Consider the following 14,975-nt stretch of genomic DNA (forward strand, 5'->3'; position numbering starts at 1 on the left):
GCCATGGCCCTGTTGCGCCGGCCGCGCGCCGCGTAGGGTAAGGGCATCTGATTCCTTCAGGAGGGCCGCCATGCGAGTCGCCGTGATCGGAGCTACCGGAAACGTGGGAACCGCGCTGCTGCGCCGCATGCAGCAGGCGAGGGCTGCAGACCCGGACGGTCTGGAGATCGTGGGGATCGCGCGCCGCCTGCCGGAGATGCCAAGGGAACCGTATGACGGCGTGACCTGGCATTCCGTCGACGTCGCCTCTGACACTGCGCGTGAACAGCTGGCCGAGGCACTCAACGGTTGCGACGCCGTCGTCCATTTGGCCTGGGTACTTCAGCCCAACCACGATGAACCATTCATGCGCCGGGTCAACGTGCACGGCACTGCGAACGCGTTGGCGGCCGCCGCGGAGTCGGGAGTCCGGCACTTTGTCTGCGCTTCGTCGGTCGGCGCCTACAGCCCGGCGGACAAGGACCGGCCCGTGGATGAAAGCTGGCCTGCCCGCGGTATAGCTTCCTCGCATTACAGCCGGTTCAAGGGCGAGCAGGAGTTGCTGCTGGACGAATTCGAGCGGCGGCATCTGGAGGTGCTGGTGGCGCGGCTGCGGCCCGGCCTCATCTTCCAGCACGACGCTGGCGCCCAGATTGGGCGCTATTTCCTCGGCCCGCTCATCCCCAAGGTCCTCCTGAACAAACTCCGGATTCCGCTGCTGCCGATCCCCAAGGCGTTCAAGTTCCAGGTGGTCCATGCGGACGACATTGCCGATGCCTACTGGCGGGTGGTTGACCAGCGCGCCGGCGGCGCGTTCAATGTCGCGGCTGATCCGGTGTTTACGTCCGAACTGCTCGGCGGCATGCTCGGCGCCCGGCGGGTGCTGAATGTACCGGTGGGACTGATCCGTGCTGCCGTGGGCCTCTCCTGGGCAGTGCGGCTGCAGGCCTCGGACCCGGGCTGGATCGACATGGCCCGGAACGCACCCATCATGAAGACGGACCGCGTACGCACCGAACTCGGCTGGACCCCGCAGTACAGCTCCATCGAAGCGCTGCAGTCGGTGCTTGACGGGCTGGCTGCAGGCCAGGGCGTTACCGGCTCTCCATCGCTGCACCCACGCTAGTCGCGCGGGGCCACCCCGTGAACACGCCTCCCAACCAGCAACAACGACGACGGCGGCATCCGCCCGGTCCCGGCAGTCCCCTTGGGGCTGGGGCCGGGTTCGGATGCCGCCGTTGAACTGTCTGTGCTACTCAAATACCGGTGCCTTCGGGCGGCCGTTACTTGTCGTGTGGTTCCCTCTTCGTCGGGCTGTCGACGATATCGATGGAGCCCGTCTCTACAGGTTGGGCAAAGGGAACCGTGGTCGGTACGGCAGTTGCTCCCCGGACCGGCCCCATCCGGCGTTGCCGCAACGGGTCCTTCCGAAGGTCCGCATAGAGAGCGACGCAGAGACCCATGATGATCAGCACAAACGGCGTTGCTGCCAGAATGGTGAACGTCTGCAACGCGCCCAGCCCGCCGACAAAGAGCAGGACCGCTGCCACCGCGCCGGTGAGGATTGCCCACATGATGACCAGCGGTTTCCAGGGTTCCTTCTTGCCCCGCGAGGACAACGTGCCAAGCACCAGGGAGCCGGCATCGGCGCCGCTGACGAAGAATACTGCGGTCAGGACCATGACCACAATCGCCGCGCCGATAAAGAACGGATACTGCTGCAGCAACGCGAAGAACCCTGCCGCCTCGCTGCCGCTACCGGCGATGTCCAGCCCGCCCAACTGCGCGTTGATGCCGGCGCCGCCGAAAATGGTGAACCAGATGATACTGACCGCGGTGGGAACCAGCAGCACGCCGAGGACAAATTCCTTGATAGTGCGGCCACGCGAGATCCGGGCGATGAAGGTGCCAACGAACGGCGTCCACGAAATCCACCAGGCCCAGTAGAAGATGGTCCAGCTTGCAAGCCACTCGTCGCCGCCGAAGACCGCCGAATGGAAGCTCATCGACATCAGGCTGGACAGGTATGTACCGATGGAGTTAGGCAACAGGTCAAGGATGAACACCGTAGGCCCGACAACGAAAACGAACACCAGTAGGACGGCGGCCAGGATCATGTTGGTATTGCTCAGCCACTTAATGCCCTTGGAGACGCCGCTGGCCGCCGAGAAGACCACGCCTACAGTCAGGACACAGATGATGATGATGGGCAGCGCAGCCCCTGGGTCGTCGTCGAACTCGCCCGTCTGCAGCAGTGTCAGGCCCGCGGCAATCTGCAAAGCGCCCAGCCCCAGCGAGGTTGCCGAACCGAATTTCGTGCAGATGATAGCGAGGATGTCGATCGGTTTGCCCCAGCCCTTCTCAATCCTTTCTTTGCCCAGCAGGGAGTGGAACGGCGAGCTCATCAGGTTGCCGCGGCCCATCCGGTAGGTGGAATAAGCCAATGCGAGGCCCACTACTGAGTAGATGGCCCACGGATGCAGTCCCCAGTGGAACAAGGTGTAGGCCATGGCCGAGCTCGCTGCCGCTTCGCTGCCCGGTTCCGCCGCCACAAACGGCGGCGGCGTGGCGAGGTGCGTGACCGGTTCATAGACACCGAAGAACATCAGGCCAATGCCCATGCCTGCGCTGAACATCATGGCGATCCAGGAAAGCGTCGAAAACTCCGGTCCCTCCCCTTCCCGGGCGAGCGGGATGTTGCCGTACCGCCCGAATGCAAGGACCAGGGAAAAGGCAACGAATCCGGTGGCGGCCAGGATGAAGAGCCAGCCGAAGGTACTGGTGATCCAGCCGAGGGCCGCGCCAGCAGCCCCCTCTATGGCCTCTGTGAAAAAGATGCCGAGAATACAGACGGCGACGACGATCACCAAGGAGACGCCGAAAACAGTTTTGTCTATGCCGGCCCATCCATGGGCCGGAGTGTCGGAGACTGCATCACCCAATCGCGCTTCCGGTGATTTACCCGCTTGATGTTCACGCATGGAAACCCTCGCTGGTCCGTGTTGTTCTGCTTTGCTGCAACGGGACTAAGCCCTGTTCAACGCTTGCCACTTCTGCCCCGGAATCTATCGTTAGTATAGTTGCAGCCATGAACGAGCTAGGCTACACGCACAGCGGCGACTCCGGCCAAACGGACTTCGGCGGACATGGCACGATTCCCAAGACGGATGTGAGGGTCGTCGCGTACGTGGAGTGCGATGCGGCGAACGCCTCGATCGCCGTGACGCTGGCCGGAGGCACCCTGCCGCCGCATCTGGCAGCAACGCTGGTCAGCGTGCAGAATGACCTGTTTGACCTGGCCACGGATCTCAGCATTCCGACCAACAGTCCCACGCCGGCCCTGGCCCGGATCATTCCCGGCCATACTGAGCGGATCGAGCGCGCCATTGAGCATTTCGAGCAGGAAGCCGGTGACTTGGGCGGCATGCTCCTGCCCGGCGGAACCTTGGCCGGAGCACACTTGTACCAGTCCCGCTCCGTTGTCCGGCGCGCCGAAGTTGCCGTCTGGCGTGCCGTCGAAGAACACCCGGACACGGTTAACGTGGAGTGCGCCCGCTACATGAACCGACTCTCCGGCCTGTTGTTCGTGATGGCGCGCGGGGCCAACGCCGAACATGGCGACGTGATGTGGGTGCCGGAATCTTCCGTCTCGATGCCGGCCGAAAACCCGGAAGAGACCGATGGTGAAAGCCACTAGCGGCGGAACCGGAGGGTAGCCAGCTGGAAGGGCCTGAGCCGCAACCGGGCTCCGGAGTCCACGTCCTGGAGCCAGCCCGCCGGAACCTCGCGCTCCAGCAAGTCAGTGGCGGCCACGCCGTCGTAATCAAAGTCGGGCTGCAGCACTGCTTCGGCCCGGGCGCCGTGCGCCTCGTACAAGCGGATCACCACATCACCGCTGCGGTCTTCGGCCAGCTTGACCGCTTCGATGACCACTGCGGGATTATCGACGGCGAACAGCGGCTTGAGCCCGACGCTTGCGTCATTGGCTTCGGCGCCCGCACCGGTGCCGCGCGCCGATCCGTTGACTATGCGTAGCGGCAGGTTCAGCCGGTACCCTTCGGCCGCGGCTTCGGGTATCCCGGCGTTGGGCCGCAGCGAGAACCGGAAGGGATGCCGTCCCTGGTCCGCCCCCGGATCCGGGAACAGCGGCGCACGCAGCAGCGATGCCCGGACGGACGTGTACGTGCCGGCACCGTCAGCGAGCGCGGCGCGGCCGATGTCGTAACCGTACGTGGCGTCATTAGCCAGGGCCACGCCATAGCCGGGCTCGGCCACGTGGATCCAGCGGTGCGCCACCGTTTCGAAGCGGGAGGCGTCCCAGGACGTGTTGCTGTGGGTAGGCCGGTAGATATGGCCGAACTGGATTTCCGAGGCGGCGCGGTCCGCGTGCACGTCCAGCGGGAACATCAGCTTGAGCAGTTTCTGCTGCTCGTGCCAGTCCACCTCAATTTCGAGTTCGACGGCGGTTCCGTCCTGGCTTAGCCGGATCTGCTCGGTCAGCACGGAGTCCCCGAACGAATGGCGGATCCGTAGCCCGGGCACCTCGTTTGTCTCGAGCGGTTCCACGAAGTCGGCTTTGCGCAGCTCTGCCACGGTCGATTTGTAGTGCTCGTCGAGGTCCCAAGCATCCCACTGGTTGGGCATGTCGCGGAAGACCTGGAACAGGTTGCCCGCCAGCCCGGCCGGTACCAGCTCCCGCCCGGCGCCGCGGTCCAGCAGCGAGGTGAGCAGTCCGGCGTCGTCGATTGTCAGTTCCAGCGCTTCACTGCGCAGGGTCCATCCGCCCTCGCCGTGTTCCAGCCGGACCGGCACAGCCCCGGCTGGCGTGCCGCCGCCCAGCCCGGGCACCCCGGCTATTGGGTAGGGACCGGCGTTGACGCTGAGCCGGCCGCTGTCCGGATTGACGATGGCGGCGAGGGCGTCCGCGATCAGCCCTTCCAGCGTTTCGGCCACCCACGCGTAGTTGCGCTCGGCCTCCTGATGGACCCAGGCGATCGATGAGCCGGGCAGGATGTCGTGGAACTGCTGCAACAGCACCGTCTGCCAGGCACGCTCCAGCTCGTCGTAGGGATACGGCGCACCTTTGCGGATGGCCGCCGTGGTGGCCCAGAGCTCGGCCTCGCGCAGCAGATGCTCGCTGCGCCGATTGCCCCGCTTGGTCCGCGCCTGCGAGGTATAGGTGCCGCGGTGGAACTCCAGGTACAGCTCGCCGGAGAAGACCGGCGGCTCCGGATACTCTGCCTCGGCCGTGCGGAAGAACGTTTCCGGACAGGAGAGCTGCACCCGCGGTGAACCCTCGAGATCTGCCGTCCGAAAGGCCGCCGCGAGCATTTCGCGCGTGGGCCCGCCGCCGCCGTCGCCCCAGCCGAAAGGCAACAGCGAGGTGTTGGCGGGGCCCTTTTCGCGGTAATTCCGCTGGGCATGGGCCAACTGTGCCGCGGAGATGTCCGAGCTGTACGTGTCCGCAGGCGGGAAGTGCGTGAAAATCCGGCTGCCGTCGATCCCCTCCCACTGGAAGGTGTGGTGCGGGAAGCGGTTGGTGTCGTTCCAGGAGATCTTCTGTGTCAGGAACCAGCGGGAACCGGCGGCCTTGACGATCTGCGGTAGCGCACCGGAGTAGCCGAAGGAATCCGGCAGCCACACCTCCAGTGGTTCCACCCCGAAGTTCTCCAGAAAGAAGCGCTTGCCGGCCACGAACTGCCGGGCCAAGGCCTCCCCGCCGGCCATGTTGGTGTCCGGTTCCACCCACATGCCGCCGGCCGGCACAAAGCGGCCGCCGCGCACGGCTACGGCCACCCGCTCGAACAGTTCGGGATAGTGCTCCTTCAGCCACGCGTACTGCTGGGCCGACGAGGCGGTGAACACGAAATCCGGGTGCTCCTCGATCAGGTCCAGCACGTTGGAAAACGTCCTGGCCACTTTGCGCACGGTCTCACGCACCGGCCAGAGCCAGGCGCTGTCGATGTGGGCATGGCCGACGGCATAAATGCGGTGCGCGCTGGCATACGCCGGCGCGCTGAGCACTTCGGCCAGGCAGGCCCTCACCGCCGAAGCCGTCGAGGCGAGGTCCTGCGGGTCGGCGGCATTGAGCGCCCGTTCCAGTGCCCGCAGGATTTCATGTCGGCGAGGCAGGTCCTCGGGCAGCTCTCGCATCAGCCCGTCCAGCGTCCGGAAGTCCTGCAGCAGTTCCCACACCTGCACATCCAGCAGCGCCAGGTCCGCCCGGGCCAGCACGTTCTGCGGCTCGCTCCCGGCGGTGGCCTTGTCCCCCAGCGGTGTGGGTGCGAAGAGGAATCCATCCGCGACGTTTGGGTTCGACGCCGCCTCCACATAAAACTCAATCCTGCCGTCAGGTCCAGGATCCAGCGGGACATGCATGTTCAGCGGTTCAACGCCCTTGATGATGCTGCCATCCGGGCGGTAGGCCATTCCTTCGGCCTGGAAGCCGGGCAGCAGGGAAGTGCAACCGAGGTCGATCACCGCCTCCAGCCGCGCGGCGCCATCGATCTCCCCCGCGGGCAGCCCAACGGAGCCTTCCCTGCCAAGGCGGGCACCGCCGTCGTACTTTCCGGCCCAGTCCGCGGGAACCTGGGCGGAGAACCGGAACCAGGTGGTCCCCCACGGCAGCCCCCAGGCCCCGCCCACGTCAAAGGGCTCGAATTGCTGCAGCATCGCCTCCGAGCAGGGAACCGGCTCGTCCGGGCAGGCCCACGCCTCGACGCGCAGCGGGACAGCTTCCCGGTAGAGCTGGGCTGCGAGCCGCTCCGTCATGAACCGCTGGATCCGCGCCTCGACCAGTAACCGGTTGTCGTGCATAAACACTCCTTAGGACTACGCGACGAACTACCCCTTCATCGCACCGGCCATGGCGAACGAGCCGCCGATGCCGCGCGAGACCAGTACGTAAAGCAGGATCACGGGAATCGAATAGAGAATGGAAAACGCGGCAAGCTGTCCGTACGCCACGGTGCCATACTGGCCGAAGAAGCGGAAGATGCTCACGGCTGCGGGCTGCTTGCCGGAGGAGAGCAGCAGGATGAACGGCACAAAAAAGTTCCCCCAGGCCTGGATGAAAACGAAGATAAAGACCACGGCCAGTCCCGGTCGCATCAGCGGCACCACCACATGGGCGAGCGCCTTCATCGAGGACGCGCCGTCCATCCAGGCTGCCTCCTCCAGGCTGATGGGGACCGAATCCATGAAGTTCTTGGTCATCCAGATGGCCATCGGCAGGAATGTCGCGGCCATGAAAAACGTGGTGGCCGGCAACGAGTCCAGCAGGTTCAGCTGCACAAACAGGCTGTAGACCGGGACCATGATGGCGGTGATCGGCAGGCAGGTGCCGAACAGCACCGTGTAGAGGAACGGTTTGTTGAAGCGCAGCTGGTACCGGGACAGCGGGTAAGCGGCCAGCACTGCCGCAACCACGGTGAGCGCAGCGGCCCCGGCCGAGAGCAGCAGGCTGTTCAGCAGCGGCACAAACGCCAGCTCCGGGGTCAGCACCGCGGCGAAGTTATCCAGCGTGAAAGTCTTCGGCAGCTCGGTGGTATAACCGGCCTCGGGGTCCAACGACGCCAACACCAGCCAGCTCAACGGGATCAGGAAACACAGCCCTAGCAGGATCAGCACCGCATTGGCCAGCGTCTTTGACGCCGACCTGCGGGCGGAGGAAACGGACAAGCCGGGACGCGGCCGCCGCTCCCGTCCCATGGCAGGGGCGGGCGAAGTGGCGGCCGCAGTTGCCGGAGCAGGCGTTGCTGCCGGTGTCGGGGACATTGCTCACTTCTCCTTCAGCAGACGGATATACACAACGGAGAACACCGCTCCGATCAGGATCATCACGACGGCGATTGCCGTACCGTAGCCGATGTTGCTGTACCGGAAGGCTTCCTCATATGCCATGACCGGCAGCGTGGCACTGCGCCGGGACGGCCCGCCCGCGGTCATCACGTAGATCAAAGTGAAGACCGCCAGAGTCTGCAAGGTGATCAGCATCAGGTTCGTGGCGATGCTGCGCCGGATCATCGGCAGCGTGATGTACCAGAGCCGCAGCGCCCCGCCGGCGCCGTCGATCATCGCCGACTCGCTGATTTCCTGCGGCACATCGTTCAGCGCCGCCTGGTAGACCATCATGGAGAACGCGGTTCCCCGCCAGATGTTGGCCAGGATAATTGCAAGCATGGGATGTTCGAAGAGCCAGTCCACCGGGGCGACCCCGACGGTTGCCGTCAACTGGTTCAGGGTGCCTTCCCGGAAGAAGAACGCGTAAGCCACAAAGGCCGCCACGATTTCCGGCAGCACCCATGCCGCCACCACACAGACACTGACGACGGCGGCAACCGCCTTGGTTGCCTTGTTCACCAGCAGCGCGGTTCCTAGTCCAAGAAGGTTCTGCCCCACGATGGCCGAAGCGAACACAAACAGCACTGTCAGCCAGAGGGACTGCGGAAAGTTCGGGTCGCGGAACAGGTCCGCGTAGTTTTCGGGCCCGATGAACTGCGGGTCCTTTGCATTTTTGCCCGTCAGCGCGGCGTTGGTGAAGGACCCGTAGACGGAGAAGATGATCGGCCCTGCCAGGAAAATCCCTAGCAGCGCGATCGCCGGGGCCAGAGGAAGTAGCTTCAACCACAGCGAACCAGTCCTGCCGCTGTTCCCGTGTCCCGGTCCGGTGCCAGGCCGGCGCACGGGCCGCGTGCTGGTCCCGGCGGTCATGGGGTCACTCTTCGACGACGTTGTCAGCTCCGACGATGTCCCGCACGGCAGCGTCGTAGTCCGCCGCGGCCTCGTCCGGACTGCGCTCCCCGGTGATCACCGCTTCCGTCGCTTGCTGCGCCGCCGTCGAGATTTCCGGGTAGTCGCTGGTGGCGGGGCGGTAATGCGTCACGTCCACCACTTCGGAGACGTCGGCCACGAACGGGTTCGACTCCAAATATGTTGAGTCTTCGGCGATGTCCGAACGAACGGCGATCTGCGAGTTGTCGACCGTGTACTTCAGCAGGTTCTCCTGGCTCATCGCCGTCTTGAGAAATTCAAAAGCCAGGTCCGGATTCTGGGAGTTGGCTCCGATGGCCAGTGTCCAGCCCCCGGACATGCTGACCGCGCCGGGCTCCTGGCCGTTCTGCGTGGGGAACGGCGCCACGCCCATCACGTCACCGTAATCGGCCCATTCAAACATGCCTCCCTCCTGCCAGAAACTCGGCGAATAGGAGCCCTCAACCACGCCGCCCATCCGGTCTTCGGGCAGGTATTCGCCGAAGACAGCCTGCCAGATGTTCGGATCCAGCGCCTGGGCCGGGGTCAGCGCGAGTTCCTCGTCGTAGAGCGTCTCCAAGAAGGACAGCGAATCCACAAAACCTTGTGAACCGACCACCCATTTCTGCTGGTCCTCGTTATAGAGCTGGCTGTCCGTGCCGTACAGCAATTCGTAGAAACTCTGCATGACGGTACCCTCGCCGGTGCCCGTACCGGCGTACATATTGAAGGGGACAACGTCCGGCTGGGACTCCTTGATCTGGCGTGCGGCTGCCAGGATGTCATCCCAGCTCTTCGGCGCCCATGGCACCTCCACCCCTGCGGCCTCCAGGACGTTCTTGTTGTACCAGATCACCCGCGTGTCGGTGCCGAGCGGGACTGCGTAAGTGGCACCGTCGTCGGCCACGCCCGCCGCTTTCGCGCCGTCGTTGAAGCGTTCCCAGTCCGGCCATTGTTCAAGGTACGGATCAAGGTTGAGCAGGTACCCGGCGTCGACGTCGGAGCGCACCTTGAATGTATCTTCGTAGAACACGTCCGGCGCGGTATCAGGCGATCGCTGCGAGAGCGCCAACCGGGTGGCGTAGTCCTCGTCGCTGCCTTCAACCGGTTCCAACTGGACGGTCACGTTCCCGTTTTCGGCTTCGAATTGGGTCTTGACGTCCTGCATCAAGGTGTCCAGCGGCGAACCTTCACCCGACTTCTGGTACACAATGCGCAGCGTGGCCTCGTCGCCTGCGCCCGCATCCCCTCCCCCGCCACCGGCAGAACAGCCGGACAGCATCAGCAGGCCGGCTGCAATCAGTGACAACGATGATTTGACGGAGGTGCTCCTGGTGCCACGCATGGTTCTCCTTTGATCCGCAGGCTGGATGCCGGTCACGATCTCAAGGGCAGCGAAGCCTGATGCGCACGATGGCTCGATGCTACCTCCATCGAATGGAGTAACCAATGGCTGGATCCGAAACGTGATCTTGCAAAACCATCCGCATGTCCGCAGCGTCATGATGGATTTGGAGACACTGCTGGCACACAAGGAATTCCGGGGCACCGAAACCAAGCCCGCGGGCGGTCGTGAACCGGTTATCCCCCAATGAAGCTGAGGTTTACGCCCGCGCTGGCGAACGACCGGGACTGCAGTGCAGCTGGAACAGGAGCACATTCAGTGGGAATGGGCAGACGGGTCATCGTTATTGGCGTCACATGCAAGTCGCTGGAATACTGGACAGGCTCACTCACCCACCCGGTCACCCCGGAAGGACGCACCTCGTGAACGACCAGATATATCAGATCATTGCCATGGCGCTGTACATGGCAGGGATGCTTGCCATCGGATGGTGGGCTTTCCGGCGCACCGACGACCTCGACGACTACATGCTCGCGGGCCGCGGCCTGCATCCGGGAGTGGCTGCCCTGAGCGCCGGCGCTTCCGACATGTCCGGCTGGCTCCTGATGGGCCTGCCGGGCGCACTTTACGTCGGAGGCCTGTTCGAAGCCTGGATCGCCATCGGCCTGACCATCGGAGCCTGGCTGAACTGGAAGTTCGTCGCTCCCCGGCTGCGCGCCTACACCGAGGTCTCCAATAACTCCATCACGGTGCCGAGCTTTTTCGATAACCGGCTCAAGGACAAGACCCATATCCTCAGGGTCGCCTCCGGCGTCATTATCCTCGCCTTCTTCACTTTCTACGTCTCCTCCGGCATGGTGGCCGGCGGCGTGTTCTTCGAGGCGTCCTTCGGCTCCAGCTACCTGACCGGCATGCTGGTTGTCAGCGGCGTCACCGTGTTGTACACGCTCTTCGGCGGCTTCATGGGCGCAACGTTCACGGATGTGGCCCAGGGCATCCTGATGTTCCTCGCCCTGCTGATCGTCCCGATCGTGGGCGTCTTCGCCACCGGTGGCATCGGCGCAACCTTCGACTCGATCCGCGAGGTGGATCCGAACTTCCTGAGCTTGTTCGCCGGCGGCACACTGGTAGCCGGCATATCGGCGGCTGCATGGGGGCTGGGCTACTTCGGCCAGCCGCACATCATTGTCCGCTTCATGGCGATGCGCTCGGCCGCCGACGCCAAGGCCGGCCGCCGCATCGGCATCGGCTGGATGATTCTGACCGTTCTTGGTGCCGTCGCCACGGCCCTCGTCGGCATCGCCTACTTCCAGCAGAATCCGGACGCCACGCTCGCGGATCCGGAATCCGTGTTCCTGGATCTCGCCCAGATCCTCTTCCACCCGTTCATCGCCGGCATGGTGCTCGCTGCCGTGCTGGCCGCGATCATGAGCACCCTGTCGTCCCAACTGATCGTCTGCTCGTCGGCTCTGGTCGAGGATCTGTACAAGATCATCAGCAAGAAGCAGGCCTCGGCCAAGGCCCAGGTGATGCTGGGCCGGATGGGCGTACTGGTCGTCTCCCTCATCGCCATGGCCCTGGCCTGGAGCCAGAACGACACGATCCTTGGCTTGGTCGCCTTCGCCTGGGCCGGCTTCGGCGCCTCCTTCGGCCCCACAGTCATCCTCTCGCTCTACTGGCGCAAGCTCACCATGCCCGGCGCCCTTGCCGGCATGGTTGCCGGTGCGGTCACCGTCTTCTGGTGGGGCAATTCGGCGCTGACGGAGACCATGTACGAGATTGTTCCGGGCTTCATCCTGAACGTGGTCGTCGCGGTGGTGGTCAGCCTGATGACCTACAAGCCCAATGCCGAGATCGAGACGGAATTCGACGAAGCCGTGGGCCGGGCCAATGCCCCGGCTCCGGCACCCGTGGCCGCCGCGGAGCGGTAACCGGTGGCGCCGGCCGCTCCCGCTGAAGCGGCTTCCGGCGCCTGAACCCAGCAGACGTCCGACGGCGGCACTCACCAAGTGCCGCCGTCGGACGTTTTCCCCGCCAGCGACAACCAGTGATTTTATTTTCCCAATCACTTGGGCGGATACTGGTACTCCGCTCAACCATCCGAGGAACACCCATGTCCGTGCCGCGCGCCCTGCGCCTCTTTGCACACCACAACTACCGCGTGCTGATCGCAGCCCTGGCGATCTCCATTTTCGGCACCGGCATGTGGGCCGTCGCCATGGTGTACCAGGTCATCCACCTGGGCGGCGGTCCGGCCGAACTGTCCATCGTGGCCACCTGCTCGAGCGTCGGCTTGCTGGCTTTTGTGCTGCTGGGCGGCATCGCGGCCGACCGGCTGCCGCGGCGCCGGCTCATCCTGGCCGTGGAGGCAGTCAACCTGGCCGCCATCGGCGCAGTCAGCTTTTTGGCGCTCACGGACCGGCTGCAGCTGTGGCATCTGGCGGCCGCCGCCTTCCTGCTGGGCGTGGGTGCTGCGTTCTTCTTCCCGGCCTACTCGGCGATCCTGCCCCGGATCCTGCCCGCGGATGACTTGCTGGCAGCCAACGGCATGGAAGGAACTATCCGGCCGCTGCTGCAGCAGGCCGCCGGTCCTGCCGCCGCAGGCATGGTGGTGGCGGCGTTCTCGCCTGCCGCAGCCATCGGCTGGATCAGCTTCTGCCATCTCGCAGCCTTGGTGATCCTGTCTTTCCTCGGCGCCGAACCTGTCCCGGAAGGCGGCCCGGCCACGCCGGTCAAGAGTTCCGTCCTGGCGGACCTGAAGGAAGGCGTCGCCTACACGGTCAAGACGCCCTGGCTGCTGTGGACACTGCTGTGGGCAGTGGTCGCGACGCTCATTTTCATCGGCCCAATCGAGGTGTTGCTGCCCTTCGCCGTGGCCGCACAGCTTGGCGGCGATGCCAGCACCTTCGGCTTCCTGCTGGGCATCTTCGGAGCAGGCGGGGCGGTCGGCGCCATGGTGACGGCCTCGCTGCCGCTCCCCCGCCGCTACCTCAGCGTGATGATCATGATGTGGGGTGCCGGCATCATGCCGCTGGCAATCCTCGGCTTCACCGACAGCTTCTGGGTCATGGCCGGCGCGTTGTTCGTCATGGGTGCTACCGGCAGCGCGGGCATGGTGATCTGGGGAACGCTGCTCCAGCGCCGCGTCCCGTCCCACCTCCTCGGCCGCATCTCCAGCCTCGACTTCTTCGTCTCGCTGGCGCTGATGCCGGTGTCCATGGCATTGGCCGGCCCACTGGGCGAGATCATTCCGATCTGGCTGATCTTCCTGCTGGTCGGGCTGGCGTCGCCGGTGCTGTCCGTGATCGCGATTGCCTGCGGCCGGATGCTGCGGAACGAAATCGAGCACCCGCTGGAACGGACGCTGGCCCCGGCAGACGAACCGGCCGAAGCGTAGCCAGCCCACCCTCTATCCATAACGTCGACGGCGGCCCTCGCCTGGATGCTGGCGAAGCCGGGGCTTCGCCCGCCAAAGGCGGGAGCCGCCGTTGTTTTTGTGTCTTTAACTGTTTGCCTATTTGGCGGAGGCGCGGGTCAGTTCGGAGCGGGCGGCGCTGCTCTCGCGGACCGGCCCGAGCAGGCGGACCGCGACGGCGGCAACCAGAACTACCGCGCCGACACCCAGGTACAACTGGACCGGGCTCCAGTTGGCATCCAGCAGGGAACCCGTGATCATCGGGGCAACGATGGCGCCGATGCGCCCGATACCGATCGCCCAGCCCACGCCGGTGCTGCGCGTTTCGGTGGCGTAGAGTGCCGGCGTGACGGTGTAGAGGCCGGCGATGCAGCCGTTGATGAGCATGCCGACACCCACACCGGCGATGAACGCGAGCATCAGGATGCCCGCCGAGTTGATGAACAGCACCATGGCCACCGCCGACAGCACCGCGAAGCAGATGAACACGCCGCGGCTGCTCCATTTCGTCGCGAGCACGCCATACAGGATGGAGCCGAAGGTGCCGCCGAGCGTCAGCATCAGGCCGCCCACCACGCCCTGCTCGGCGGTCATGCCGGCTTCGACCAGCAGCCGGGGTGTCCAGCTGTTGACGAAGTAGAAACCGAACATCGTGGCGAAGAACGCCACCCAGATCAACAGCGTGGTCCGACGGTTCGCCGGAGCCAGCAGGTCGCCCACCTTGTTACGTCCCTTGGCCGGTCCCGCTGCCCCCTGGATGTCGGCGAGAGCCGTGATCGCAGGTTGGCCGACGCGGCGGGCAATCCGGTTCAGCCGGTCCACCACATTGCGCGGGCGACGGGTCAGCAGGAAGTCCACGGACTCGGGCAGCAGAACCGCCAGCAGCACCAGCGCCGCAGCGGTGGCAATGCCGCCGAAGACGAAGACCGACCGCCAGCCATAGCTGCCTTGCAGCGACACGGCCGCCATGCCGCCCAGCGTGGCACCGACACCGTAGCCGGCGGTATAGATGCCGATGCTCAGGCCTCGCCAACGGTCGGAAGAGTACTCGCTCGCAATGACGTTGGTGCAGGCCAGGATGCCGCCAACCCCCAGACCGGTGACCACCCGCCACAACCCCAGTTCCACGGCAGAGTTGGCCAGCGCGGACAGGAACATGCCGCCTGCCGCCAGGGCCAGCGAAACCAGGATCATCGGACGGCGTCCGACCACGTCGGCAAAGGGTGCCAGCACCAGGGAGCCGATGGCCATGCCCACGAGTCCGGCACTGAGCAGCAGGCCAAGCTCGGTGCCGCTGAGGCCGAAATCGTTGGTCACGCTGGTGGCGGTGAAGGCCATGGCCATGACGTCAAAGCCGTCGAGTGCGTTCAGCAGGACGCACAGTCCGATGATCAGCCACTGATAAGGAGACATGGCTGACTTATTGATCCGCTCGCGCAGTTCCATTTACTACTGTCCTTCTCGAAAGGTGTCTCGAAATTGGGG

Annotated in this window: 10 protein-coding genes; 4 read left to right on the forward strand and 6 right to left on the reverse strand. The window is 64.8% G+C overall.

Annotation, left to right across the window (positions count from 1 at the left end; all coding sequences use genetic code 11):
• Positions 1 to 70 precede the first annotated feature (70 nt).
• A complete protein-coding gene (locus J5251_RS02000; RefSeq protein ID WP_208575021.1) occupies positions 71 to 1,105 on the forward strand; it encodes an NAD-dependent epimerase/dehydratase family protein in 1,035 nt (344 codons plus the stop codon).
• 157 nt (positions 1,106 to 1,262) lie between these two features.
• Here J5251_RS02000 and J5251_RS02005 read toward each other — a convergent pair whose 3' ends face one another.
• Positions 1,263 to 2,960 (reverse strand): BCCT family transporter, encoded by a 1,698-nt coding sequence (locus tag J5251_RS02005; RefSeq protein ID WP_208575022.1) that lies wholly within the window; start codon positions 2,958 to 2,960, stop codon positions 1,263 to 1,265.
• Positions 2,961 to 3,067: 107 nt separating this feature from the next.
• Between J5251_RS02005 and J5251_RS02010 the strand changes: the two genes are divergently transcribed.
• A complete protein-coding gene (locus tag J5251_RS02010; RefSeq protein WP_208575023.1) occupies positions 3,068 to 3,676 on the forward strand; it encodes a cob(I)yrinic acid a,c-diamide adenosyltransferase in 609 nt (202 codons plus the stop codon).
• Here J5251_RS02010 and J5251_RS02015 read toward each other — a convergent pair.
• From J5251_RS02015 to J5251_RS02030, 4 genes are read right to left on the reverse strand one after another with little or no spacing between them, the layout of a single operon-like run.
• Complete coding sequence (locus J5251_RS02015; RefSeq protein ID WP_208575024.1) at positions 3,673 to 6,795, reverse strand: alpha-mannosidase; 3,123 nt, start codon at positions 6,793 to 6,795, stop codon at positions 3,673 to 3,675. The two genes, J5251_RS02010 and J5251_RS02015, sit on opposite strands and share 4 nt — an antisense overlap.
• 27 nt (positions 6,796 to 6,822) lie before the next feature.
• Entirely contained in the window at positions 6,823 to 7,755 is a 933-nt protein-coding gene (locus tag J5251_RS02020) for a carbohydrate ABC transporter permease (RefSeq protein WP_208575025.1), read from the reverse strand.
• Between the two features lie 3 nt (positions 7,756 to 7,758).
• A complete protein-coding gene (locus J5251_RS02025) occupies positions 7,759 to 8,691 on the reverse strand; it encodes a carbohydrate ABC transporter permease (protein WP_208575026.1) in 933 nt (310 codons plus the stop codon).
• Between the two features lie 4 nt (positions 8,692 to 8,695).
• The gene (locus J5251_RS02030) at positions 8,696 to 10,075 is read right to left on the reverse strand and encodes an extracellular solute-binding protein (RefSeq protein ID WP_208575027.1); all 1,380 of its coding nucleotides are present in this window, start codon (positions 10,073 to 10,075) and stop codon (positions 8,696 to 8,698) included.
• 422 nt (positions 10,076 to 10,497) lie between these two features.
• On the opposite strand from J5251_RS02030, the gene putP reads away from it, so the two are divergent.
• Positions 10,498 to 12,006: a sodium/proline symporter PutP gene (gene putP / locus J5251_RS02035; protein ID WP_279633607.1), complete on the forward strand. Its 1,509-nt coding sequence runs from the start codon at positions 10,498 to 10,500 to the stop codon at positions 12,004 to 12,006.
• 182 nt (positions 12,007 to 12,188) lie between these two features.
• A complete protein-coding gene (locus J5251_RS02040; protein ID WP_208575029.1) occupies positions 12,189 to 13,472 on the forward strand; it encodes an MFS transporter in 1,284 nt (427 codons plus the stop codon).
• A 117-nt stretch (positions 13,473 to 13,589) separates the two neighbouring features.
• Here J5251_RS02040 and J5251_RS02045 read toward each other — a convergent pair whose 3' ends face one another.
• On the reverse strand, positions 13,590 to 14,936 hold the full coding sequence (locus J5251_RS02045; protein WP_208575030.1) for an MFS transporter: 1,347 nt from the start codon (positions 14,934 to 14,936) through the stop codon (positions 13,590 to 13,592).
• Between the last annotated feature and the right edge of the window lie 39 nt (positions 14,937 to 14,975).

Origin of the sequence: Arthrobacter crystallopoietes, assembly GCF_017603825.1 — a bacterium.
Lineage (GTDB): Bacteria > Actinomycetota > Actinomycetes > Actinomycetales > Micrococcaceae > Crystallibacter > Crystallibacter crystallopoietes_B.